The sequence below is a fragment of the Actinoplanes rectilineatus genome (assembly GCF_000962825.1).
Lineage (GTDB): Bacteria > Actinomycetota > Actinomycetes > Mycobacteriales > Micromonosporaceae > Actinoplanes > Actinoplanes rectilineatus.
The window spans coordinates 228109-251962 of record NZ_JZKF01000002.1; the positions used below are offsets into that span (position 1 = coordinate 228109).

Genomic DNA, 23854 nt, shown 5'->3' on the forward strand with positions numbered 1-23854 from the left:
GCTGGTCATGACGACGTCGGCGGGTTTCGGCCCGGTCAGTGCCGAGAAGTGGCGGGCTCTGGCCCTCGCGGCGCTGCGCAAGTCCGGGGCCGTGCCGGAGGGCACCACGCCGGAGCAGGTCGACGAGCTGCTCGCGACGGCCACCCACGGCGGTCCGCGGATCGCCGCCCTGCACACCGCGGAGACCACCGGGCAGGTGTCCGCCGGATGGCCCGGTCAGCAGCCGTTCGTCCGTGGCGGCCGGGCAGCCGGGAGCCTGCTCGGCGGCTGGGACGTGCGGCAGCGCCACGCCGGTGCCGAACCCAAGGCGGTCCGGGAGGCGATCCTCGGTGACCTGGAGAACGGGGCGACCTCGCTGTGGCTGGTGCTCGGCGATGGTGGTCTTCCGGTCGGTGCGCTGGCGGAGGCCCTCGACGGGGTGCACCTGGACCTGGCCGGGGTGACCCTCGACGCCGGGGCCGATGTCGCGGCCGCGGCCGCGGCGTGGTTCACCCTGACCGCCGGTCTCGAGCGCACCACCGGTGGTCTCGGCGCCGATCCGCTGGGCCTGCAGGCCCGCACCGGTGAACCCGGTGACCTGCGTCAGGCCGCCGTGCTGGCCGGGCGGTGCGTGGCCGAGGCGCCGGGGACGCGGGCGGTCACCGTCGACGCCACCGTCTATCACGAGGCCGGCGGCTCCGAGGTCGAGGAGTTGGCGTGCGCGACCGCGGCCGGGGTGGCGTACCTGCGGGCGCTCACCGGCGCCGGCCTGTCCGTCACCCAGGCACTCGGCCAGCTGGAGTTCCGGTTCGCCGCGACCACCGACCAGTTCGCCACCATCGCCAAGCTGCGGGCGGCCCGCCGGCTGTGGGCCCGGGTCGGCGAGCTGTGCGGCGCCCCGGAGGCGGCCGGGCAGCGGCAGCACGCGGTCACCTCGGTGGCGATGCTGACCGTGCGGGACCCGTGGGTCAACCTGCTGCGTTCCACGATCGCCGCGTTCGCGGCCGGCACCGGCGGGGCCGACGCGGTCACGGTGCTGCCCTTCGACCATCGGCTCGGGGCGCCCGACGAGTTCTCGCAGCGGCTGGCGCGTACCACTCAGACTCTGTTGATCGAGGAAGCGCACGTGGCCCGGGTGATCGACCCGGCAGGCGGCTCCTGGTACGTCGAACGCCGCACCGAACAACTCGCCCAGGCCGCCTGGCAGTGGTTCACCACGATCGAGAAGGCCGGCGGTCTGCCGGCCGCCCTGGACAGCGGACTGGTCGGCGACCGGATCGCCGCGACGTGGGCGCAGCGGGCCGACGCCCTGGCCCACCGGCGCGATCCGATCACCGGTGTCAGCGAGTTCCCGAACCTGGCCGAGGAACCGCCCCGCCGTCGGCCCGTCCCGGCCCCGGTCGTGACGGGTGGGCTGCCCCGGCGGCGGTATGCGGAGGCCTTCGAACGGCTGCGGGACCGCAGTGACGCGCACCTGGCGGCCACCGGCGAACGCCCCGCGGTCCGGCTGGTCACCCTCGGCGCGGCGGCCGCCCACGGGCAGCGCCTCACGTTCACCACCAACCTGTTCGCCGCCGGTGGGATCGCCGTGACGACCGGCGACAGCGACGTGGTCTGCCTGTGCGGCCCCGACCGCGACTACACGCCGACCATGGTCACCGACCTCGGCCTGGACGGCGTCTCCCGGGTCCTGCTCGCCGGTGAGGGCGACGTCCCGGGCGTCGACGGATATCTGCACGTGGGCTGCGACGCGGTCGCGGTCCTGACGACCACGCTTGACGACCTGGGAGTGGCACCGTGATCCCGGACTTCTCGACCGCCGAGCTGACCCCGCCCGCTGGGGGGCCGGACACCGACCGGGCCTGGCGGGAGGCGGTCGAGGCGGAGACGGGGCGGACGCCCGCGGATCTGACCTGGCACACCCCGGAAGGCATCGCGGTGCCGCCGCTGTACACCGCCGCCGACCTGGACGGACTCGACTTCCTCGGCACGTACCCGGGGATCGCGCCCTACCTGCGCGGGCCCTACCCGACGATGTACGTCAACCAGCCGTGGACCATCCGCCAGTACGCCGGGTTCTCCACCGCCGAGGAGTCCAACGCGTTCTACCGGCGCAACCTGGCCGCCGGGCAGAAGGGCCTGTCGGTGGCGTTCGACCTGCCCACCCACCGCGGGTACGACTCGGACCACCCCCGGGTCACCGGTGACGTCGGGATGGCCGGGGTGGCGATCGACTCGATCTACGACATACGGCGGCTGTTCGAGGGCATCCCGCTGGACCGGATGAGCGTGTCGATGACCATGAACGGCGCGGTGCTGCCGGTGCTCGCGCTCTACATCGTCGCGGCCGAGGAGCAGGGCGTCGCACCGGAGCAGCTGTCCGGCACGATCCAGAACGACATCCTCAAGGAGTTCATGGTCCGCAACACCTACATCTATCCGCCGGTGCCGTCGATGCGGATCATCTCGGACGTGTTCGCGTACACGTCGCAGCGGATGCCCCGCTTCAACTCGATCTCCATCTCCGGGTACCACATCCAGGAGGCCGGGGCGACCGCCGACCTGGAACTCGCGTACACCCTGGCCGACGGGGTCGAATACCTGCGCGCCGGACGGGCCGCCGGACTGGACATCGACGCGTTCGCGCCGCGCCTGTCGTTCTTCTGGGCCGTCGGCATGAACTTCTTCATGGAGGTCGCCAAACTGCGCGCCGGCCGGCTGCTCTGGGCACGGCTGGTCCGCGAGTTCGCGCCGAAGGACCCGCGGTCGCTGAGCCTGCGGGCACACTGCCAGACCTCCGGCTGGTCGCTGACCGCCCAGGACGTGTTCAACAACGTGATGCGGACCTGCGTCGAGGCGATGGCCGCCACCCAGGGACACACCCAGTCGCTGCACACGAACGCGCTGGACGAGGCGCTCGCCCTGCCGACCGACTTCTCCGCCCGGATCGCCCGCAACACCCAGCTGCTGCTGCAGCAGGAGTCCGGCACCACCCGGGTGATCGACCCGTGGGGCGGCAGCGCATACGTCGAACGCCTCACCCACGACCTGGCCGCCCGCGCGTGGGAACACCTCACCGAGATCGAGGCGGCCGGGGGCATGGCCCGCGCGATCGGCGAGGGCATCCCGAAGATGCGGGTGGAGGAGGCGGCCGCCCGCACCCAGGCCCGGATCGACTCCGGCCGGCAACCGGTCATCGGCGTCAACAAGTACCGTCCCGCCACCGACCAGCCGGTCGAACTCCTCAAGGTCGACAACGCGGCGGTACGGGCCAACCAGATCGAGAAGCTGCGCCGGCTGCGCGCCGAACGCGACGAGGCCGCCTGCCAGGACGCACTGGACGCCCTCACCCGGGCCGCCGACGGCACCGACGGGAACCTGCTGGCCCTGGCGGTCGGCGCAGCCCGCGCGAAGGCTACCGTCGGCGAGATCTCGGCCGCGCTGGAGAAGGTGTACGGGCGGCACACCGCCCGCATCCAGACGGTCGCCGGCGTCTACCGCAAGGAGGCGGGCCAGGTGGCGAACATCGACGGCGCCCGTGCGGCGGCCGCCGCGTTCGCCGAGGCGGAAGGCCGTCAGCCGCGCATCCTGGTGGCCAAGATGGGCCAGGACGGTCACGACCGCGGGCAGAAGGTGGTGGCCACCGCGTTCGCCGACCTCGGCTTCGACGTGGACGTCGGCCCGCTGTTCGCCACGCCCGCCGAGGTGGCCCGCCAGGCCGTCGAGGCGGACGTGCACATCGTCGGCGTGAACTCGCTGGCCGCCGGTCACCTGACCCTGGTCCCGGCGCTGCGCGACGAACTCGCCGCCCAGGGCCGCCCGGATATCATGATCATTGCGGGTGGGGTGATCCCGCCGCAGGACCACGAGGTGCTGCGCGAGGCCGGCGCCGCCGCGATCTTCGGCCCGGGCACGGTCCTGGCCGACGCGGCCCTGGAACTGCTCACGCAACTCGCCGACCGTCTCGGCCACCCCACGTCCCCGTGAGCGTGAAACGGCCGGCGTTCGACCTCGCGGCGATGGCGGCGGGAGTGTGCGACGGCGTCCCGGCCTGGGTGGCCCGCGCGATCACCCTGGTCGAGTCGACCCGCCGGGACCACCAGGAGAACGCGCAGAAGCTGTTGGCCGCGCTCACCCCGTACGCCGGGCGCTCGCACCGGGTCGGCGTCAGCGGCGTGCCCGGCGCCGGCAAGTCGACCTTCATCGACGCGCTGGGCAGCACACTGACCGCGGCCGGCCACCGGGTGGCGGTCCTCGCGGTCGACCCGTCGTCCACGCGCAGCCGGGGCAGCATCCTCGGCGACAAGACCCGGATGGCGCGGCTCGCCGCCGACCCGGCCGCGTTCGTGCGGCCGTCGCCCACCGCGGGCACGCTGGGCGGGGTCGCCAAGGCCACCCGCGAGGCGATCGTCGTGGTCGAGGCCGCGGGCTACGACGTGGTCGTGGTCGAGACCGTCGGCGTGGGCCAGTCGGAGACCGCGGTGGCCGACATGGTCGACTCGTTCCTGCTGCTGGCCCTGGCCCGGACCGGCGACCAACTGCAGGGGATCAAGAAAGGCATCCTGGAGATCGCCGACGTGGTGGCGATCAACAAGGCCGACGGCGACCACGTCGTCGACGCGAGGCGCGCCGCCCGCGAACTGTCCGGCGCGCTGCGCCTGCTGGGCGACGCCGACGAGTCCGCCTGGGTGCCCCCGGTGCTGACCTGCAGTGCGCTGGAGGGCACCGGCATCGACGAGGTCTGGTCCCAGCTGACCGCCCACCGGGAGAAGGGCGACGTCGAGGAACGCCGCCGCCGTCAACAGGTCGAGTGGATGTGGGCGATGGCCCGCGACGCCGTCCTGGACCGCTTCACGACCGACCCGGCCGTACGCTCCGCCGCCGACGAGGTGCGCCACCGACTCCTGGACTCGGCGATCACTCCCGCCCAGGCAGCCGAGCGCCTGCTGGCCGTCTACGACAAACGATAGGGATCAACCGCGAATGAGCCCGGACCGTACGGTCATGCCGGGACAGGTCTGGGGCCTGGCCACCCACGACCCGGCCGGCCCCGTACAAGCACAAGGCGATCTCCGGACCCGGGTCCTTCCTCGTCGACCGCCACGGCACCGTCAGCGGCCCCGAGTCGGAGAACATCCTGCCGTCGCGGTCCCGTTTCCGCGTCCTCAACGCCGACGGTTCCCTGCGTGACGGCCCACCGTTGAGCGGTTACCACACCACTCATCCGGCGCTGGACGCCGACGGCACTGCCGTGTTCTGGCGCGACGGCCGGCTCCTGGCCGTCGACGCCGATCTCCAAGCCCGGACGTTGTACGCACAGAACGACGACCGGAGCGTGATGAGCAGAATCCTGCTGCTCGACCAGGGCCGCGTCGTCTTCACCCTGCACGACGAACTGTTCCTCTTCCACGGCACGGGCCTCGGGCCACTCGACGACGGCCCCTGGCCCTGCGGCGACGGCAACCTGCACGGCAACCCCGTCCGCGCCTGAACGAGACCGCGACCTCGATCCGAGGTGGGGGCTCATCCTGCCTCGACTCGCGCACTGTCGGGCTCGGTGATGGCTCGAGCCACCCGTTCGCGGATTTCCTGCAGCGCGGAAGAGGAGCGATGCCAGTCGGTCTGTCCAGGATGCCGGGAGAAGACCACCAGCAGGTCGGACCGGCCTTCAGGTTCGAACTCCCGGTGGGGCGCACCTGTGGTGTTCGGATAGCTCTTGACCTCGACCGCCACCCAGGCCCGGTCGGCATCATCGACAGCTTGTCCCTGCAGGAGCTGGTCGACGCGCTGGTAGGAGAGGCCCAGAAGTTTCGCGGCCTCACGAAGCGACAGACCCTGCGCGGTCAGCGCCCGCGCCGCCGCCGCGGAGCGTCCCTGCCACAACGACTGAGCCGCCTCCAGCCATCGGCGGGCACCGGCGGCGTCCCGCAGCAATGCCTCGGCGTCCTCCGGCAGGTCGTACTCCATGCAGACGTCGAAAGTGTCGTCCTCGGCATCGAGGATGGTGGCGATCAGGTCGTGCGCCATCTCTTCGATCTTGGCGAGGGACTTCGCCTGGGTGATCGCGTTCAGAGGGGTCTCGTCGGCTCCCTCACTGGCCGCGACCACCCGCGCCAGCCACCAACTGTCGTCTTTCCAGGCTTTCACCTGATAGGTCGGCTTCATCGATCCAGCCATCCCTTCCCGAAGCACGGCTCGAACGCCGCCTCGATCGATCGCGTCACTGCGGGAGACAGGTCGCCCGGGTGCTGAGGAATCGTGGTCCAGGCGAGCTGATTCCCCTCATCGTCGTATGACCCCACCATCCTGTGTGAGCCCTTGCCTCGGCACCGTCCGCCGCGCCCCGGCAATGCGGAGATCACCCACCCCTGAGCGGCGCGTCGTGCCGCCTTGCGGAGGAGGTGTTCCACCTGGCTTGCTGTTCTCGTCCCGTGAACCACCGCGCGTGTCTATCGCAGTAGACATGGAGCGTCTACTGCACTAGACATGTTTCCCTCGAAAGGGTCCGGACCGAGACGGCGACGCTGCGGAGCTCCAGCCAGCGGCGGGCCGCATGGCTGATGGGTAGGCTCCGGTCCGAAAACCATCATCCCGTCGTGGTCCCGGTACCGTCTCGGCCAGCGAGGCGAAGCCAGAACGCAGCCACATCGCGAACGGGGGAGTGACAACCTCGAGGTCGTCACCGAGACCACCCGGATCGGCCCAGAGAACCGGACCGCTGCCAACGTCGCACCGGAGGAACAATCCCCTGATCGTTGGCCTGGCCGATAATCGGTGCTGAGTGGTCAGGGTATGAGGACGATCCGGCCGCTGACGCCGCCCTTCTCCAGCAGTTCGTGTGCCTCGCGTGCACGAGCGAGCGGGAACGTGTGTGCAACACGGAGGGTGAGCGTGCCGTCGTCCACCAGTTTCGTCAGTTCGGCCAGGCGCGCTCCGTCGGCGAAGACCTCCTGGACGACGACGCGCGTGCCGCGAATCGGCGGTGGGGCGAACGGCGCGACGAGTGCGACGAAGGTGCCGGAGCTGTGCAGCGCCTGGTGGGCCACGATGCCGAGGACCGCGGCGTCGATCACGGCGTCCACGCCGCCGGGAACGAGGCGGCGTACGGCATGCCCGAGGTCGTCAGCGGACGTCACGACGTGCGCGGCGACCGCACTCAGACGGTCGGCGTCGCGGGGGCGGCCCAGGGCTACGGTGCGGATCCCTCGTAGCCGGGCCAGTTCGAGGGTGAAGCCGCCGACACCGCCGGACGCGCCGGTGACCAGCAGGGTCCGGCCGCTCTCCAGGCCGGTCAGGTCGATGGCCTGATCGGCGGTCAGCGCGTTCAGGGGAAGCGTGGCGGCGTCGGTGAGCGGCACCGACGTCGGTGCGGGAGCGAGTGCCGATTCGTCCAGCACCACGTAGTCCGCGTGCGCGCCGCCGGCGAACAGCAGGTCCCGGAGCCCGATCACCGGGTCGCCGGCGCGAAAGCGGGTGGCCCCGGGCCCGAGGGCGTCGACGTGCCCGGCGACGTCCCAGCCGAGGCCGTACCGGCTCATCGGGGGCTGGAGCCCGGCGGCGGTCAGGCGGCCGGCCCGGGCGGACAGATCGATGGGGTTGAGCGACGACGCTACGATCTGGACCCGTACCTGCTGGGCACCGGGTTCGGGGGTCGGCGTCTCGGCCAGCTCGAGGACGTCGGTGCCGCCGCCGGCATGGACGATGATTGACTTCATGACGGCGACGCTAGGCCGTCGACGGCGAGGGAATCAGAGGGCACTTCGCAGTGCCTGGGGCACCGGGAGGAACCCACGATGGCAACGATGAGCGCCGGCCGGAAGCGTGAGATCAGCCGGCGGGAGTACAACGCGAACCTCGCCGGATGCCCCGGTCACGAGGTGCTTGTGGCGTTGAGTGACAAGTGGCTGACTCTCATCGTCAGTGCGCTGGCGGACGGGGCCCTGCGGCACAGCGAACTCGCTCGGGTCGTCGCCGGCGCCAGCCAGAAGATGCTCACTCAGACACTGCGGAAGCTGGAACGCGACGGCCTGGTCGTGCGCACGGTGACCGCTGCGGTCCCGCCCCGGGTGGACTACGAACTCACCGCGCTCGGCCACAGCCTCCTGCCGGTCCAGCGCGCCATCAAGACGTGGGCCGAGACCCACATCGACGCAGTCCACCAGGCCCGGACGCGGTATGACGCCGACCGGTCGTCGGTGCCGCAAGGCGGCTGAACCGTCAGGTGTCGTCGCGGAGGCTGTAGAGCATCAGCCAATGGTCGCGTTCGGGATCGTGCAGCATCTCGATGTCGAAGGTCGTCCAGCCGCGGGTGGGGTGGTGCATCCGCTTCACCGCGGACCGGGTGGCCCCCACCTCGCCGCGGTCGAACTGGTTGCGGAAGGTGGCGCTGGTCCTTGCGAGTTCTGTGCGCAGCGCACGCAGGTAAGGGTCGCCGGGATAGCGGCTGAGCGCGCCTCTCAGCTCCGCCGCCGCGATACGTGTCAGCTGTTCCGCGCCCGCTTCGCCCACCAGCTCGGGCAGGGCCTCGGCCGTGAAGATCTGGTAGACGATGTTGCGCTCGTACCGGCCGGTGGCCGTCAGCGGCTTGAGCAGTTTGGCGGCCGAGGCGTTGCCGGCCAACAGGTCCAACCGGCCGTCGTGGACGGTCACCGGCATCGTGTCGTCCAGGCCGCGCAGCAGCCGAGCCATGCCGGGGCGGATGACGGCATGCGGCGATGCGAGTTCCGGCGGTGCCTCGCCCGCGAGACGGAACAGGTGGTCGCGTTCGACGGCGGACAGTCTGAACGCTGCCGCCAGTGCGGTGAGGACCTCGCGGGACGGGCTCGGCGCCCGGCCCTGTTCCAGGCGGATGTAGTACTCCACCGAGATGCCGGCGACCTCGGCCAGTTCCTGCCGCCGCAGGCCCGGGACGCGGCGCCGTGACATCCGGGCGCCCGGGACCGCCGGTGGCGTCATCGCTGCTCGCCGGTGTCGCAGGTAGTCCGCGAACTCGCTCGCCATGCCCGCCATTGTGCCGCCCGCCCCCGACAACCCCGAGGGTGGTCACGCCGGTACCAGCCTCGGCTCGGTCTTCCTCCCCGGCACCCGTACACCTCACATTGCATCTCATGTCTGACACACCACTCGACGTGGCTCGCGCGTTCATCCGGTCCGTCGAGGCGAAGGATCTCGACGGGGTCGGCCGGACGCTGGCCGCCGATGCGCGGCAACTCTTCATGCATTCGCGGAGGACCACCACCCCGGAGGGGGTGGCCGACATCGTTGCCGGCCGCAGCAGGGGATGGCGTATCGCCGACGTCGCCGGAAGACTTGAGATCGTCGCGTACACCGAGGGTCTGTTCGCGAAGTTCGATCCGCTCGTCTGGCGGGACCACGAGTGGACCGTGGCGCCCGACGGAAAGGGGGTCTACTTCCACGGCAGGGGTGACATGGTCGTCGCCCGCTCGGGAAGGACCTACCGCAACACCTGTCTGACCCGGTTCACCGTCGAGGACGGCAGGATCACCAGCATGACGGAGTACGCGGACGCCTTCCTCTATGCGGGCCTGCGGGTGCGACCGAACCGGGCCGAGTTCCGCGCCCTTCTCAGAGCCTGGCGATAGCCGAAAGAGCAGTTCAGAGGTGGATGTTGCCGTGGGCGCCCCGGCGGTCCAGCGCCTGCGCCAGGAGCCACCAGGCCTTCGGCCGGTCGCAGGCGGGTCCTCGAGGCGCAGGCCGCAGCGGTGCTCGCGTACACCGGCGGGGCCGTTGGTACTGGTCGGGGCACTCGTCCGGCGGCATGCTCGCGCACGGCGTCGCCGCCGTTCTGGAACGCCGGGGTGTCCTGGTTGACGCATTGGTCCTGATCGACATTTACTCACATGGCGTCGAGGCACTCGCCGGTATTCAGCCGGTATTCAGCGCCGGCATGATCGAACGGGAGGACGGCTACGTGCCGATGGACGACATCAGGCTGACCGGGATGGGCGGTCACGTCCGGCTCGTCCACGGCCGGCAACCGGACCGATCGCGGTGCCGGCCCTGCTCGTCCGGGTCTCCGAAATGATGTCCGGGTGGCCCCGTGACGGCGACTGGCGTCTCTCGTGGACACTGCCGCACGACACCCCTCGACACCCCGGCAACCACTTCTCCGTCATGGAGGAGCACGCCGCGGCCATTGCCCGGACCGTCGACACCTGGCTGTCCGGCCTCCCCTGACCCCCTCCGAGTAAGGCAGCGCGCGATGACCAGTCCCGCAGAGAACCCCTGGATCCGCCGGTTCCACCACGAGTCGAACAGCCGCGTCACCCTCGTCTGCTTCCCGCACGCCGGCGGTTCGGCCAGCTTCTTCCATCCGCTGTCCGACGCGATGCAGTCGATCATGCAGGTGGTCGTCATGCAGTACCCGGGACGGCAGGACCGCCGGATGGAGCAGCCGCTGACCAGCATCGGCGACCTGGCCGACGCGTCGTTCGCGGCGCTGCGCCCGCTGATGGACACCCCGCTCGCCTTCTTCGGGCACAGCATGGGGGCGACCGTCGCGTACGAGGTGGCGCAGCGGATGCACGACGAGCTCGGCACCGCGCCGGTCACGCTGTTCGCCTCCGGCCGCCGGGCGCCGTCGCGGCACCGCGCCGAAAGCGTGCACCAGCGCGACGACGACGGCCTCGTCGCCGAACTGAAGTCGCTCAGCGGCACCGACTCGCGGATCCTCGGCGACGACGAACTGCTCCGGATGATCCTGCCGGCGATCCGCGGCGACTACACGGCCGCCGAGACGTACCGCTGGCAGCCCGTACCGCCGCTGGACTGCCCGATCGTCGCGCTCACCGGCGACGACGACCCGAAGGTGTCCCTCGAGGAGGCCGCCGCCTGGTCCGAGCACACCAGCGGCTCGTTCGAGCTGCGGACCTTCCCCGGCGGCCACTTCTTCCTCGGGCAGCACCGCCGGGCAGTGGTCGACCTGATCAGCGACCAGCTGCTCCCCGTCGCACCCTGAGGAGGGCCCCGTGGCTCCGACTTTCGTGATCAGTACCGGCCGGGGCGGATCCACCCTGCTTTCCCGGATGCCGCAGGTGCCGCTGTGAGCGGTCTGCTGTCCCTCGTGCTGCCGGCGCCGGTGGTCACCGTGGAGGCCTACGACGATCCGCCCGGCGTGCTGCTGTTCCCGGCCGAGGAGGCGGTGATCGCCCGAGCGGTGGACAAACGCCGCCGCGAGTTCACCACCGTCCGGCACTGCGCCCGTGCCGCTCTGGCCCAGCTCGGCGTGGCGGCCGCCCCGATCGTGCCCGGCGAGCGCGGCGCCCCCGGCTGGCCGGCCGGGATCGTCGGCAGCATGACCCACTGCGCCGGGTTCCGGGGCAGCGCGGTGGCCTGGTCCAGCGAGGTCACCGCTATCGGCCTGGACGCCGAACCGGCCGGCCCGCTGCCGGACGGCGTGCTGGAGGCCGTCGCCCGGCCCGAGGAGATCCTGGCCCTGGACCGCGCCGCACGGGGCGTGCCCTGGGACCGGCTGCTGTTCAGCGCCAAGGAGTCGGTGTACAAGGCGTGGTTCCCGATCGCCCACCGGTTCCTCGACTTCAGCGAGGCCCGACTGGACCTCGGCGCCGACGGCACGTTCACCGCCGTGGTGCTGACCGCCGGCCCGGGCGAACCCACCGGGTTCACCGGACGCTGGATCTGTAAGGACGGTCTCGTCATCACCGCGATCGCGGTGTAGGGGTGGTGGGGGGTGTGATCCCGGGATTCGCGAGCCCCAGGGTCACACCCGGCACCCGCGGTGGTCTCCGGTGCTGGCTTCTTCGACTATCCCTGATCGGTTCCGGTCAGTTGCCCGTTATCGACCAGTGCCAGGCCTCGACCGGATAGTTGACGAAGCCGTAGCGGGCGGCGTTCGCGGACAGCCACCGGAACCCCGGGCTGCCCGCGGTCAGCGTCCGCCCACCGGACGTCATGTCGATCGCCAGCCCCAACTCGTGCAGAGACCGTCCGGGAATCGCGGTCGGCACCCGGCACGACGACGACGGCGCGGTGTACACATCCGGACAACCGTTGATCTTCCGGAGCGCGATCTGCTGCTCCTTGGTCCGGAAACCACCACCCGACATCGGCACCCCGGCCGCCTTCGCGTCGTCGATCATGGTTTTGAAGGCGAACGCGATGCTCTTGTGCACCGTGACGCCGTACACCAGGGTGGTGTCGCTGATCAGGAACCGGGCCCGCACCTGCGTGACGACGTCCTTGGCGAGGGCCGCCGCCCGGTCCCGATAGACGGAACGCCGGTCCAGGGCGGGCAGCGCGGCGGTGTTCGACCGGACGTCGGCGCTGGTCTTCTCCCAGGTGGTGACCGCGGTGTCGTAACCGGTGGTGGTGCTCGACGCGGCCGCCTGCGCGGTCTTGAGGGCGGCGTCGGCCTTCGCCGCGGCCTGCTTGCTCACCTCGGCGTTCCCCTGCGCCGCGTCGACGGCGGCCTTCGCCGCGGCAACCCCGGCGGCATTCTTGGGACGTTGTTGCGCTGCCCGGACCGACTTGTTCTTGGCGCTGGTCAGGGCTTCCCGAGCGATGGCGTACGCGGTGCGAGCACTCGCGTCGGCCTCGATCGCCGACCCGAGCGTGACCTGGGCGGTGGCCTGAGCGGTCCGGCCGGAGGCGACCTGCACGGCCTGGAGCTGGAGGGCGGCGCGCTGCTCGGTGAGCGTCTTGCTCAACTTCAGGTAGGCGGCACTGGGCACGAGACTCTGCCGCACCAGAGCCGTGTACTGCTGGATGACCGGCGCAGGCTTCACCGGGGTCGGCGGCGGGGGCGCCCCACCTGCGGCCCGTGTGCTCTCCGCCGGCCGGTCACCCTCCGCCGGCCAGTCGCCGTACCCGGCCCGCTCCGCGGCCTCTATGGCCGCGTCGGCGCCGACGGCCGTGACGGCTCCCGTGGCCGTGACGGCCAGGGCGGGCCGGGGCAGTCCCGTGACCATCAGGGCCGCGGCGATGACGGCCAGGGGAGCGGCGACCAGCGGCCGGCCGGCGCGGTGCCACTGGGGCGGACGGGTTTCCTGTCGAGTCGTCATCGCCGACGACTCTGGCGCCCTTCGGGTGCGACACCGCCCACTCCCGGGAGCAAATCGGTTGCAGAACGGGTCTCAGCCCCGCCGGCACCCCGCCCGGTCCACCCCGCCCGGAGTCAGTAGCGGAACGTCGGCGGCCGCACCACCATCCACCCGTAGGGGCTGTACAGGTCCACCCCGCCGCCGCTGTGCAGCGTGACGAACCCGAAGCTGGGATGACCGATCACCAGAGGTTCGACGCCGGGCCGCTGGGGCCGTGACTGCTGCCACCCACCACCGGTGCTGCCTTTATTGCCTTTCTTGTCCTTGTCGTTCTTCGTCTTGGCGTCTTTGTTCTTGTCGTGCTTGTTCTTGTGGTGCTTGACGGGTACGTGTCCGGCCCCGGCCTGCGGCTTCTCGGGGGCGGTCGTCGCGGGGTGCTCGTGGTGCGGTTTTGCGGTGACGGTCGTCGCGGGGTGCTCGTGGTGCGGTTTTGCGGTAGCGGTCGTCGCGGGGTGACCGTGGTGCCCGTTGGTCTCCGGCGGTTCGGCCGTCGGCGGCGCGGTGCTGGGTTCGGCGGTCTGAGGCCGACTGGGCTCCCCGGTGGCCGGCGCGTCCGGCGCATCCGGCGTGTCGACCGCCGGCCGACCGGGATCCGAGGTCACCGGCAGGTCGACGCGGGGATCGTCAGTGGCATTAGGCCCGCCACCGTGACTCCCGCTCGCACTGGAAGTGGACCCGCCAGAAGGCGTTGCGCTCGAGGGCGTTGCGCTGGAGGAGGTTCCGTGCGGGGCAGTGGCGGTTGCGCTCGGTGGGGCGCCGGCGCCGGCCGACACGGTGGCGCTTCCACTCGGCATGGCGCTGACGCTGCTGGTCGGCGTTGCGCCGGGCCCACTGGTCGGCGTTCCGCTCGTCCCGCTCGTCCCGGTCGGCGTTGCGCTCGTCCCGGTCGACGGGGTGGCGCTCACTGCGGGAGTCGGCGTGGCGCTCACCCCAGCGGCCGGGGACGGGCTGCCGGCGGCACTCGGGGTGGCAGCGCTCGGGGTGGGCTTCGCGCTGCTACTGCTACTGCTACCGCTACTGCTGCTCGGTGAGGGACCGTAGATTCGGAGCACCACCACGTCGGCTCCGGCATCGTTGCCGGGCCCCGTGGCGGTGGCAGCGGTCGTCTCGGCGGCCTGCACCGACGGTGGCGACAGCGACGTGACGGCGGTGACCCCAGCGACGGTGACCCCGGCGACGGCGAACAACCTGCGCATCCGGTGACCTCCTAGAACGGACCAATAAGCCTTCCCGAGGCTAACCGCAATTACGGACAAAAGCCGCTTTTGGTTCAATAGTCACCCACTGAGCGCTGCGCCGCGTGTCGTCCTGCCCTCCCCTCGGGCCGGAACGGATTCGAGGTAGCGCAGGACGGCGAGCACCCGGCGGTGGTGGTCCTGCTCGTCGTGGGACAGGTCGAGCTTCACGAAGATGTTCCGGATGTGCTTCTCGATCGAGCGCGGCGTCACGAACAATCTCTCGGCGATGGCGTTGTTGCTCAGGCCCTCCGCCATGTGGCTGAGAACCTCGTACTCCCGCGGGGACAGGCGGTCGGCCACCGTGTCCGTGCGGTCCCGGCTGCGTGCCATCAACTGCCGGACCACCTCCGGATCGAGGGCGCTGCCGCCGGTGCGGATCCGATGCAGAGCCTCCACGAAGCCGTCGATGTCCGGAACCCGGTCCTTCAGCAGGTAACCGATGCTGTGCGCGCTCCAGCTGAGCAACGTGGTGGCGGACTGCTCGTCGACGTACTGCGAGAGCACCAGCACTCCAGTCTCCGGGTGTTCCCGCCGGATCCGTAGTGCCGCGTGTATCCCCTCGTCGGTGAAGGTCGGCGGCATCCGGACGTCGACCACCGCCAGGTCCGGCCGGTGCTCGTCGACGGCCGCGAGCAGTGTGTCGACATCACCGACCTCGGCAACCACCTCGAATCCCTCGTCCTCGAGCAGCCGCGCGATCCCGCTTCGCAACAGCACGGAATCGTCGGCGATCACCAGCCGGGGCCGCTCCCCGGTCGTCGCCGTTACCCCTGCGCTTGCCGCTTGTCCGGTGTCTGCCGTTCGGTCGGTGCTCGTGGTCGGTCCGGTACTGGTGTTCTGTCCTGTACTGGGCATGGTCCCTACGCTTGCCACGGGATGATCGCTTTCACCTCGGTCGGGCCGCCCGGCGGGCTGTGCAGGTGGAAGGAGCCGTCCACCGCGTGCACCCGCCCAGCCAGGCCGGTGAGCCCACCACCGGGCGTGATTTCTGCTCCACCGCTTCCGGCGTCGACGATCCGGATCTGGAGCCGGTCGCCGCTCGCGTCGGCCGTCCGGCAGAGCCGAACGGTCACCGGGGCGGCATCGGCGTGCTTGGCCGCGTTCGCCAGCGCCTCGGAGACGACATAGTAGCCAAGTGCTTCGATGCGCCGCGATGGTCGTTCGTCCAACTGGACATCGAGCTGAACCGGGGTGGGATGACGTCCTGCTGCCTCGGTGACCGCAGCGACCAGGCCGCGCTCGGTCAGGATCGGCGGGTGTGCGCCCCGGGCGATGTCCCGCAGATCCTGGACCGCGGCGAGAGCTTCCGTCTGGGCGGTGTCGAGCAGCGTGCGGGTCTTCTCCGGGTCCTTGTCGCCGATCCGTTTGGCCCGGCTGATCGCCAGTGCCACGGCGAGGAGGCGCTGCTGGGCGCCGTCGTGGAGGTTGCGCTCGATCCGGGCGCGTTCCTCGGCCGCCGCGTCGACCATGCCGGTCCGGGTGGCCTCCAGAGCGGCGATGCGGCGCCGCATCCGCAGAACGCCGCCTTCGCCCTGTGTCACGTACGCGAGTGCGATTTCGCCCCGGATCGCCCACTCCGCCAGATGCAGGCTGCCGGAGGCGAGCAGCAGGCCGGCCGGTACGCCGAGTGCCGAGGCGCCGTAGCTGATCGGGAAGCCGCCGATGTTGGCGCGGTCGATCGGGATCATCGTGGCGATCCACGGCAGATTGACCAGCACGAAAGCGGTCAGGAGCAGGACGGTCACCAGGCCGCCCGCGCCGAGCGACCACAGAACGAGCGCCGCGCTGTGCATGAGCGTGCGCCAGGCACACCGATCGAACACGCCACGCCAGCCGGGGGAATACGCCGGTGCGGGGATCTCGGCCCCGGCGATGCGCAGCACCTGCCGTTCGACCCGGACCACCCCTCGGGCGGCGACGGTCGCCAGAGGAATGAGCAGGAGGCCGGACAGGAACACGGCGACCCCCGCGATGCCGACGAGGAAGAGAAGCGTGGGGACCAGGTAGAGCGGTGTCAGCAGCACCGACACGGTGAGCGCGAGACTCGCCCGCCAACCTGAGCCGCGCAGCAGATTCGTCATGGCCCGCCTCCCCTCGTGTGAGTGCCGATGACGTTATCGGCGCAGGCCGCGGCGCCGCAGTACGCCCAGCACCACTTCGGAGGTAGTGCTGGCCACACCCCCGGACTCGTGCTGACCCACCAGCGATCAGAACCTCCGGACCCCTAGCGTTCCGTCTCGTCGTCCAGCCCGACCACGCTTCGAGGGGGACCAGTGAGCGTCCGACAGATCGACCGTCCACAGGCGGCAGGGCCGGGCAGGAGCATGCCGGAGCGGCTCGCCGTGTGGAGCGCCCGCAGACGGGTCCTCGTGCTCGTCCTCTGGCTGCTCCTGACCCTGTTGACCTACGCCTCGTCCTACCTGGTTCCGGCCCACGAGATCGCCGACGCCGACTTTCTCAGCGGCGAGTCCGCGGTCGCCGAGCGTGCCGTGGACGACACGGAGTTCGACGAGGGACTGTGGGAGACCGTTCTGGTCCAGACGCGGGAGGGCGGCCTCGACCGGGAGACGGGCACCTCGATCGGCGACGAACTGCGGGACCGCTACACCGCCCTCGGTGGTGTCCTCGACGTCCGGGGCCCGGAGTTCTCCGGCGACGGCCGCTCGATGATGCTGTCCGTCGAGCTCGATCGTGGCCGGGGCGCCGAGCGCCGTGACCCGGTCGAGGTCGTGCAGCCCATGCTCGACGCGACCGCGGCGACCCAGTCGGCGCATCCCGGCCTGCGGATCGAACAGGTCGGCGCCGGTTCGATCCGCAAGGACTTCGCCGTTCAGGATGCCGAGGATCTGCGGCGCGCCGAACTGATCAGTCTCCCGATCACCCTGGTGATCCTGTTGGCGGCGTTCGGTGCGTTCGCCGCCGCAGGGGTGCCGTTGCTGCTCGGGCTCACCGCCGTCGGCGCGGCTCTGGGGATCAGCGGTCTGGTGTCGTGGCTGGTGCCGATCAGCGCGTTCCAGATGAGCCTGGTCCTGCTGATCGGGTTGGCAGTCGCCGTCGACTACTCCCTCTTCTTCGTCCGGCGGCAACGTGAGGAACTGGCCGCCGGACACGGAGTGCTGGATGCTCTGCGAAGGACCGCCGCGACATCCGGCCGTGCAGTGGTGGTCTCCGGCATCGCGGTGGTGGTCGCGGTGGCCGGGATGTTCCTCACCGGGAGCGCCCTGTTCGACTCGCTCGCGGTGGGCACGATCGTGGTCGTGGTGATCGCGGTCCTCGGATCGCTGACCGTGATTCCGGCGGCGCTGGCGCTGCTCGGCGATCGGGTGGCCTCGCGCCGCCGGTGGAGATCGCCGGGGGAGAGCCGGCTGTGGAACGCTGTTCTGCGACCAGCGCTCCGGGCACCCGCCCTGACCGTGGTGTGCGGGCTCGCACTCGTCGGCGCGATGATCGCCCCGATTGCGGGACTGCGGCTGGAGATGCCGACCGATGACCACCTGCCGTCGAGCTACACGGTGGTGCAGACCCGGATCCGGCTGGTGGAAGCGTTTCCGGGCGAGGGCTCCAGCCACACTGTCGTGGTCCAGGCGGACCCGGCGGACAGCGGGGCGGTCCGGGAGGCGCTGGCCACCCTGATGCGCCGGGCCACCGCGTCCGGTGAGTTCTCGGCGGTGGACGAGCCGCGGATCACCACGTCGGTCGACGGCCGGACCACCCGGATGTACGTTCCGTTCCCGCACCGGGTGGACAGCCCCGAGGCGGAGCGGAACCTGCATCTGCTGCGGACCGATCTGGCGCAGGCCGCACTGTCCGTCATTCCGGGGGCGACCTGGGCGGTCGGTGGTGCCACCGCGTTCAGCGGCGACGTCTCGCGGCTGGTGGAACAACGCCTACCGGTGGTGATCGGGTTCGTCCTGCTCCTGAGCCTGGTCGTGATGCTGCTGGCGTTCCGCTCGATCGTCCTCGCCGCGGTGACCACGGTGCTCAACCTGCTGTCGGTGCTGGCCTCGTTCGGGGTGCTGGCGTTCACCTTCCAGAACGAGTGGGCCGAGGACCTGCTCGGGTTCGAGTCCAGCGGATTCGTGGTCGCGTGGGTGCCGGTGATCCTGTTCGTCGTGCTGATCGGCCTGTCGATGGACTACAACGTGTTCATCCTCAGCCGCATCCGTGAACCGCTGCACCGGGGCGAACCGCTGAGGGACGCGATCCGGCACGGCATCACGTCCTCCGCAGGCGTGGTGACCAGCGCGGCGGTGGTGATGGTCGCCGTCTTCGCCGTGTTCGCGACGCTGTCCACCCTGGAGATGAAACAGCTCGGAGTGGGCCTCGCCGTCGCCATCCTGGTCGACGTCACGGTAGTTCGCGCGCTACTCCTGCCCGGCCTTCTGGCGCTGCTCGGCAGAACGCCCTGGCGGGAACACCGGGTGCTACGCCGATTCCCGGCAGCGGCCCATGACTGATCGCGCCGGATCGACGAAACGCCGTCTCGCGTCGACGACCGTTCGCGACGGGCCGACGACGGACTGGGCCGGGCGGTTGCCGACGGTGGTCTTCGACGCGGCCGGATCGTGCAGGACGGTGTGAAGGCGCCCTCCCGATAGACCGACAGGGTCGCCGCCGGAGCGGGGACGGTGTTGTCCGGCCTGTCGGTGGTGCGGGTGATCCCGGCGATCTGAGGGCGGCACTCACCGTGAGCGCGCGGCCAGCGCCTCGCGGAGGCGGGCCAGCCCCCGCGACGTCTGGCTCTTGGCGGTGGTCAATGAGCGAAAACAGCTAAGAAACTCCTGCAAGCACTGCGTCGCCGTCGGTTTGTGGCTGTTGCAGCGTGCCAGCGTCACCGATGCGGCCGACACCGGTGGATCGTCCTCCGGATCGGAATCGGAATCGGAAGCGGTGGACGTTCACGCGTTCCTGGGCACCCTCGACCACAGCGAACTGGTCGAGTTGGTGTGGGCGCAGGTCAGCCACGATCCAGCTCTACCAGCGGATGCTACTGCGGGCGATCGCCGGGGCACAGACGGTCGACCGGTCGCTGCTGGCCCGGCAGGTGGAGAACCTGGCGGTGGACTGGCTGCAGTACGGCGAGGAGAAGGCGTACGCCGACAGGGCGGATGCTGTCATCGCGGCCCTGGCCGAGTTGCTGCCCGAGCACGCCGAGCAGGTCCGACCGCTGCTCCGGCGTGTGCTGGAATTGCTGGGCCAGGCCGCCGGGCGCAGCGAGGACCACAGTGGGGCCGCCCTGGCCTCGGCAGCCGAGGCATGGGATGTGTTCCTGACCGCCTGCGACGAGGCTCCACCGGATCCGGTGGAGCTGGGAATCTGGTTCGCCGACTTCCGGCTGACCGGAGTGGACATCCTGGACATGAGTATCACCGACGTGGCCGACCTCCTGGGCACGGACGGCCTGGACGCCTACTGGAACGCTCTGGACGCCGCACGCGGCGCGGACCCTGGTGACTGGACCGTGCGTTCGCTGCGTGAGGAGATGATCCAGGCAACCGGGATGTCGACATGCTGGTGGCCTTCTACGCCGAGGACCTGTCCACCCCGGACCGATACGTGCTCATCGCCCGGCTGCTACGCGAGAACGAGCGTGTGGAGGAGGCCGTCGAGTGGCTGGAGCGCGGTCGTGCCGCGGCCGGCGAACCGGTAGGGACCACGGTGCTGAGGTCGCTCGCCGGCCGTCACGGAGTAACCGCCCAGTCACCCGACAGTCTCTCAGAGCTTCGGCTTAACGGGCGCGGGGTGAGTACGGCAGCTGCGGGATGCATTCCGGATGAGTCTGCCGTGCTGCAGGGCTCCAGCGTGATCGTGCCTGATCCACCTGGTCTTGTGGGCTCCGGAAACGTCTCCTCAGGGCTATGGTGTCCGGTGATGTCCGGTTCGTAGAACCGGGGTCACTGCTCATCGGAATCGTTAGGGGTGGCCGATGCCGCGACGGACTGTTGTTGCCCATCCTGCCTTCGGCCGCAGGCTCAAGGAACTGCGTGAGCAGCAGGGATTGTCGCTGCGTCGGCTCGGCGGGATGATCCATTGTTCGCACGGCCATCTGTGGGATCTCGAATCGGGGATCAAACGGCCGAGTCTGTCCGTCGCGGTTCTGCTGGATCAGGCACTCGAAGCGGGCGGGCAGTTGTCCGCCATGGTGTCCGAGGTGTCAGCCGACACCGATGCACGGCCCGTCGCGGTCGAACAAGCGGTGATGGCCATTCCGTCCGGGCTAGAGTTCGCGCCGGACTGGCGACACGGCATAGATGTCGCTGTTGATCTTTGGCGAGGCGATATGCAGCGGCGGAACCTTCTTCGGCAGGTCAGCTTCAGCGCGACGGCCTTCCTGCCTGCGGCGATGCGATGGCTGATGTCGTCGCTCGACGAGCGCCCGGCCGGCAACGGTGAGCGGCTGATCGGTGCCGCCGACGTTGAGACCGTGCGCCGGATGACCGTGACGTACCGGACGCTGGACAACCAGTTCGGCGGCGGCCATATCCGCGACAGCCTGGTGCGCTTTCTCAACGCCGATGTCACCGAGCTGATCAACGGCCGCTACGACGCGGAGACCGGCCGCCAGTTGCTGTCCGCGGTCGCGGAGACGACCCAGCTCGCGGGTTGGGCTTCGTACGACGCCGGGATGCACGGGCTGGCCCAGCGATACCTGATCCAGGCTCTGCGCCTCGCGGCGGGTGCCGGTGACCGGGCGCTGGGAGCAGAGATCTTGGCGGCGATGAGCCATCAGGCCGCGTTCCTGCGCGCGTCCGGCGAGGCGGTGGATCTGGCCAAGGCGGCCAGCCGCGCAGCAGCCGAGGCGGGCATCGCCGCGATCCAGGCGGAGTCGGCAGTTCTCGAAGCCCAAGGCTATGCCGTCGGCGGCGACGAGAAGGCATGCGCGACGGCCCTGAATAGGGCTGAGGCGATCTTCGACAAGGCTGACCGAACCAGTGAACCGCAGTGGATCGGCTACTTCGACGAGTCGTACCTGGCGGCGAAGTTCGGTCACTGCTTCACCGCACTCGGCCGAGGCGATATCGCTACACGGTTCGCCACCCGGTCGCTGGACATGGACGGCCGACAGTATGCGCGGGGACGGCAGTTCAACCTCGTCCTGCTCGCCGTGGCGCACGCACAGAACGGCGAACCGGAAGAAGCCGCACGGGTCGGTGTCGACGCAGTCGAAGCCGCGGAAGGGCTGTATTCGTCACGCGCCCGCGACTACCTGACCGATCTCGCCGACCGTCTCTCCAAGCATATCGGGCTACCCGCGGTGCAGGACTTCGCCGAGCGGGCCCGGCCGGTCCTGGCCAGCGCCTAGAGTCTGCCGGTCGCCTTGCGCAGCAGCAGGGCGAGCAGGCCGGAGACCGAGCCGGCGCCGACGATGGTGCCGTCGTCGATGTGCTGCTGGATCTCGTCGAGCGGGATCCAGCCGAGGCGTTCGGCTTCGTTGATGTCCGGGGCCGCGCCGGTGAAGTCGGCACCGCGGGCGAGGTAGACGATGTTCTCCTGGTCGATCGTGCCCACCATCGGCTGAAAGCTGATCAGCTTCTCGATGCGGCGTGGCCGCCAGCCAGTTTCTTCCTCCACTTCGCGGGCAGCGCAGGTCAGGGAGTCCTCGGCTGGGTCGAGGTAGCCGCCGGGCAGCTCCCAGACCCAGCGGTCGACGATGAACCGGTGCCGCCACATCATCAGTACACGTTCGTCGTCGTCGAGCACGATGACCATCGCGGCAGCCGGGATCCGCAGCACATACTGCTCGAAGCGGACGCCGTCGGGTAGCTCCACATCCGCGATGCTCAGCACCGCCCGGCGGGTGTCGTCGACGACGCGCTCGCCGTGGATGGTCCAAACACTTGCTCGCTTCGGCTCAACGCTCATCAGCGCACAGTAGCCGTACGCCATCCGGGTTGGACTCCGACACCTGCCGCGTCGGCTGACAGCGGCTGACGCCTGTCGCCTTCATTTCTGGGTCACCGGACCGCCACGCTGTGACCGAAACACGTGGTGAACAGCAGCGAAGCCCACGGCGACCACCGCACCATGCCGGCCGCCACCCCCTGAATCGAGACTGGGCACGCGGTCGCCGCCGCACCGCGACAAACGTGCGGTCCGGCGGGGCCACCGTGACAGTACGTCGCAGGTCGGCGTGCCCTCGACATTACGGAAGGCAGGACATGGCGACGACCACGAACCACCGCGTTCACGGAGGTGAATCCCAGTGGTGGCGATAGCGGCGACGAGCGCGCTCCTGGTGGGGTTCCTGGCGGGCCTGATCAGTTTCAAGGTCAAGAGTCGGTGGTGCCCGCAGTGCGGCGCGATGACAACCGCCGACCTGCCCGCAGCGACCGCCCCGCCGGGCACGCCGAGCGTTCCGAGTTGGTCGGCGCTGCCGACGCAGTCCTACAACCAGGTCGGGCGAGCGGGAGCACTCACCCCGGCTCAACGGCGCCGCGCGAACGGTGGCCATTGATGCTGGTCCCGAGGACGCCGCACCAGCCTGATCGGCCGACGTGGGACTGCCTGGCCTGCGGTGAACCGTGGCCGTGCGCACCCGGCAAGGTCGAGCTGGCCGAACAGGGCGTAGTGCATCGCCGATCGCTGCGGCTCTACCTGGAGTCCTGCGCGATCGACATGATCGACGACCGCGCTGACGGGCATCGCACCAGCGGCCGTGACGAGGCGATCTTCGACCGCATCCTCGGTTGGTTCGACGCTCACGAGTCTGCATCGACCGGGCGGGCGGCCTGACGGTGATCATGAGGCACTGCCCACCTGCAGCGCTCGTCTACTTGCCTGAGTGCGTGGAGGGGCCGCGCTTCCGGCGGTCATGGCGTCGGTGCTGGAAACCGGCTTCTACAGCCATCGCTTCCGCTTCTGCTTCGCCGAGGCAGGCTACGACCTCGCCGAGGCAGGCTACGACCTCGCCGTTGTCACGGCCGCGCATGTCACCGTGGAACGGCTCGACTACCGGCCACATCGCTACGTCCCCAGCGACGATCAGCCAGCCGACGCCCTGCACGCCCGTTGCCGCGTCTGTTACGGCACCCACGGCGGGGACAAGCCGGCGCATCCCGTAGTCGGAAGCGAAAGCGCCTCTTCATGAACGCCGAGCGATCGACTTCTCAGCCTTCCAGACGCCCGGTCCGGTCGCCTTCCCTGCGAAAGACGACGACCAGACCGGGGCGAATGCACCACCCGCGAGGACGGACCTCGTGGCGCACACGCAAAGGAGAACATGCCATGGACACCGACGACCTGTACTCGGTCGAGGTCCCGGAAACGGCGTTCCGTACGCCGTGCGGCGGCAACATCGGCGGCAGCCTGGAGTCCTGCGTCTCGTTCGCGGACATCCCCGGCGAGCCCGGCGCCTACGCCATCCGTGACACCAAGCTCGGCGCGGCCAGCCCGACGCTGCGCTTCAGCGCGGCGGAGATGACCGACTTCGTCGCCGCTATCACCGGGCCGGGCGACAACGCCTGATCCGCAAGCCCAGTTCACACCGGGTGGGCTGCCGGACGGTGGCCCACCGCACCTGACGACAGATTGAGGAGCGGGATGACCCTCGGGCACTGG

At 70.3% G+C, this 23854-nt stretch carries 27 protein-coding genes; 19 read left to right on the forward strand and 8 right to left on the reverse strand.

The genetic code is table 11. From position 1 onward, the window contains the following. The first annotated feature begins 7 nt into the window (after window positions 1-7). From WH85_RS02155 to WH85_RS52700, 4 genes are all read left to right on the forward strand, one after another. Window positions 8-1780, forward strand: a complete 1773-nt coding sequence (locus WH85_RS02155) for a methylmalonyl-CoA mutase subunit beta (RefSeq protein ID WP_045739982.1) — start codon at window positions 8-10, stop codon at window positions 1778-1780. Further along, window positions 1777-3966, forward strand: a complete 2190-nt coding sequence (scpA, locus tag WH85_RS02160; protein ID WP_045739899.1) for a methylmalonyl-CoA mutase — start codon at window positions 1777-1779, stop codon at window positions 3964-3966. The genes WH85_RS02155 and scpA overlap by 4 nt, the downstream gene beginning before the upstream one ends. After that, a complete protein-coding gene (gene meaB, locus WH85_RS02165) occupies window positions 3963-4949 on the forward strand; it encodes a methylmalonyl Co-A mutase-associated GTPase MeaB (protein WP_245673784.1) in 987 nt (328 codons plus the stop codon). The genes scpA and meaB overlap by 4 nt, the downstream gene beginning before the upstream one ends. Window positions 4950-5179: 230 nt before the next feature. Then, a complete protein-coding gene (locus WH85_RS52700; protein WP_052720088.1) occupies window positions 5180-5470 on the forward strand; it encodes a hypothetical protein in 291 nt (96 codons plus the stop codon). A gap of 32 nt (window positions 5471-5502) precedes the next feature. Here WH85_RS52700 and WH85_RS46605 read toward each other — a convergent pair whose 3' ends face one another. Together WH85_RS46605 and WH85_RS02180 are read right to left on the reverse strand one after the other, a co-directional pair. Further along, complete coding sequence (locus WH85_RS46605; protein ID WP_052720089.1) at window positions 5503-6144, reverse strand: hypothetical protein; 642 nt, start codon at window positions 6142-6144, stop codon at window positions 5503-5505. Window positions 6145-6764: 620 nt separating this feature from the next. Beyond that, the gene (locus tag WH85_RS02180; RefSeq protein WP_045739900.1) at window positions 6765-7694 is read right to left on the reverse strand and encodes an NADP-dependent oxidoreductase; all 930 of its coding nucleotides are present in this window, start codon (window positions 7692-7694) and stop codon (window positions 6765-6767) included. Between the two features lie 78 nt (window positions 7695-7772). Here WH85_RS02180 and WH85_RS02185 point away from each other — a divergent pair, with 78 nt between their 5' ends. Continuing rightward, complete coding sequence (locus WH85_RS02185; RefSeq protein WP_045739901.1) at window positions 7773-8192, forward strand: winged helix-turn-helix transcriptional regulator; 420 nt, start codon at window positions 7773-7775, stop codon at window positions 8190-8192. 4 nt (window positions 8193-8196) lie between these two features. Here WH85_RS02185 and WH85_RS02190 read toward each other — a convergent pair whose 3' ends face one another. Continuing rightward, window positions 8197-8979, reverse strand: a complete 783-nt coding sequence (locus WH85_RS02190) for a helix-turn-helix domain-containing protein (RefSeq protein ID WP_211275256.1) — start codon at window positions 8977-8979, stop codon at window positions 8197-8199. Between the two features lie 107 nt (window positions 8980-9086). On the opposite strand from WH85_RS02190, the gene WH85_RS02195 reads away from it, so the two are divergent. From WH85_RS02195 to WH85_RS02210, 5 genes are all read left to right on the forward strand, one after another. After that, window positions 9087-9581 (forward strand): nuclear transport factor 2 family protein, encoded by a 495-nt coding sequence (locus WH85_RS02195; protein WP_045739903.1) that lies wholly within the window; start codon window positions 9087-9089, stop codon window positions 9579-9581. 23 nt (window positions 9582-9604) lie between these two features. After that, window positions 9605-10024: a thioesterase domain-containing protein gene (locus tag WH85_RS53625; protein ID WP_157410690.1), complete on the forward strand. Its 420-nt coding sequence runs from the start codon at window positions 9605-9607 to the stop codon at window positions 10022-10024. After that, complete coding sequence (locus tag WH85_RS49865; protein WP_157410691.1) at window positions 10021-10176, forward strand: alpha/beta hydrolase family protein; 156 nt, start codon at window positions 10021-10023, stop codon at window positions 10174-10176. Before WH85_RS53625 ends, WH85_RS49865 begins: the two co-directional genes overlap by 4 nt. 25 nt (window positions 10177-10201) lie before the next feature. Continuing rightward, entirely contained in the window at window positions 10202-10957 is a 756-nt protein-coding gene (locus WH85_RS02205; RefSeq protein WP_045739905.1) for a thioesterase II family protein, read from the forward strand. An 84-nt stretch (window positions 10958-11041) separates the two neighbouring features. After that, on the forward strand, window positions 11042-11677 hold the full coding sequence (locus WH85_RS02210) for a 4'-phosphopantetheinyl transferase family protein (protein ID WP_281179030.1): 636 nt from the start codon (window positions 11042-11044) through the stop codon (window positions 11675-11677). Between the two features lie 106 nt (window positions 11678-11783). On the opposite strand, the gene WH85_RS02215 is transcribed toward WH85_RS02210, so the two are convergent. Together WH85_RS02215 and WH85_RS02220 are read right to left on the reverse strand one after the other, a co-directional pair. Continuing rightward, on the reverse strand, window positions 11784-13019 hold the full coding sequence (locus WH85_RS02215; RefSeq protein ID WP_052720090.1) for a M15 family metallopeptidase: 1236 nt from the start codon (window positions 13017-13019) through the stop codon (window positions 11784-11786). Between the two features lie 113 nt (window positions 13020-13132). Continuing rightward, complete coding sequence (locus WH85_RS02220; protein WP_045739906.1) at window positions 13133-13660, reverse strand: hypothetical protein; 528 nt, start codon at window positions 13658-13660, stop codon at window positions 13133-13135. A 130-nt stretch (window positions 13661-13790) separates the two neighbouring features. On the opposite strand from WH85_RS02220, the gene WH85_RS02225 reads away from it, so the two are divergent. Then, a complete protein-coding gene (locus WH85_RS02225; RefSeq protein ID WP_045739907.1) occupies window positions 13791-14099 on the forward strand; it encodes a hypothetical protein in 309 nt (102 codons plus the stop codon). A 236-nt stretch (window positions 14100-14335) separates the two neighbouring features. Here WH85_RS02225 and WH85_RS02230 read toward each other — a convergent pair whose 3' ends face one another. After that, complete coding sequence (locus tag WH85_RS02230; protein WP_245673785.1) at window positions 14336-15031, reverse strand: response regulator; 696 nt, start codon at window positions 15029-15031, stop codon at window positions 14336-14338. A 125-nt stretch (window positions 15032-15156) separates the two neighbouring features. After that, on the reverse strand, window positions 15157-16377 hold the full coding sequence (locus tag WH85_RS02235; RefSeq protein WP_052720091.1) for a sensor histidine kinase: 1221 nt from the start codon (window positions 16375-16377) through the stop codon (window positions 15157-15159). Window positions 16378-16569: 192 nt separating this feature from the next. Between WH85_RS02235 and WH85_RS02240 the strand changes: the two genes are divergently transcribed. The 4 genes from WH85_RS02240 to WH85_RS02250 all read left to right on the forward strand — a co-directional run bounded on the left by WH85_RS02240 (window position 16570) and on the right by WH85_RS02250 (window position 21599). Further along, window positions 16570-18753, forward strand: coding sequence for an MMPL family transporter (locus WH85_RS02240; RefSeq protein WP_157410692.1), 2184 nt, complete (start codon window positions 16570-16572; stop codon window positions 18751-18753). Continuing rightward, window positions 18746-18877, forward strand: coding sequence for a hypothetical protein (locus tag WH85_RS53630; protein ID WP_281179031.1), 132 nt, complete (start codon window positions 18746-18748; stop codon window positions 18875-18877). Before WH85_RS02240 ends, WH85_RS53630 begins: the two co-directional genes overlap by 8 nt. A gap of 403 nt (window positions 18878-19280) precedes the next feature. Next, window positions 19281-19946 (forward strand): hypothetical protein, encoded by a 666-nt coding sequence (locus tag WH85_RS02245; RefSeq protein ID WP_045739909.1) that lies wholly within the window; start codon window positions 19281-19283, stop codon window positions 19944-19946. A gap of 276 nt (window positions 19947-20222) precedes the next feature. Beyond that, complete coding sequence (locus WH85_RS02250; RefSeq protein ID WP_083448727.1) at window positions 20223-21599, forward strand: helix-turn-helix domain-containing protein; 1377 nt, start codon at window positions 20223-20225, stop codon at window positions 21597-21599. Here WH85_RS02250 and WH85_RS02255 read toward each other — a convergent pair. Continuing rightward, the gene (locus WH85_RS02255; RefSeq protein WP_425394608.1) at window positions 21596-22162 is read right to left on the reverse strand and encodes an NUDIX hydrolase; all 567 of its coding nucleotides are present in this window, start codon (window positions 22160-22162) and stop codon (window positions 21596-21598) included. The two genes, WH85_RS02250 and WH85_RS02255, sit on opposite strands and share 4 nt — an antisense overlap. Window positions 22163-22499: 337 nt before the next feature. On the opposite strand from WH85_RS02255, the gene WH85_RS49870 reads away from it, so the two are divergent. The 4 genes from WH85_RS49870 (at window position 22500) to WH85_RS02270 (ending at window position 23761) form a co-directional block, all read left to right on the forward strand. Beyond that, on the forward strand, window positions 22500-22751 hold the full coding sequence (locus WH85_RS49870) for a hypothetical protein (RefSeq protein ID WP_157410693.1): 252 nt from the start codon (window positions 22500-22502) through the stop codon (window positions 22749-22751). Further along, complete coding sequence (locus WH85_RS02260; RefSeq protein ID WP_045739911.1) at window positions 22751-23029, forward strand: hypothetical protein; 279 nt, start codon at window positions 22751-22753, stop codon at window positions 23027-23029. The genes WH85_RS49870 and WH85_RS02260 overlap by 1 nt, the downstream gene beginning before the upstream one ends. 79 nt (window positions 23030-23108) lie before the next feature. After that, complete coding sequence (locus tag WH85_RS02265; protein ID WP_045739912.1) at window positions 23109-23384, forward strand: hypothetical protein; 276 nt, start codon at window positions 23109-23111, stop codon at window positions 23382-23384. A gap of 137 nt (window positions 23385-23521) precedes the next feature. Further along, the gene (locus tag WH85_RS02270; RefSeq protein WP_045739913.1) at window positions 23522-23761 is read left to right on the forward strand and encodes a DUF397 domain-containing protein; all 240 of its coding nucleotides are present in this window, start codon (window positions 23522-23524) and stop codon (window positions 23759-23761) included. Window positions 23762-23854 lie beyond the last annotated feature (93 nt).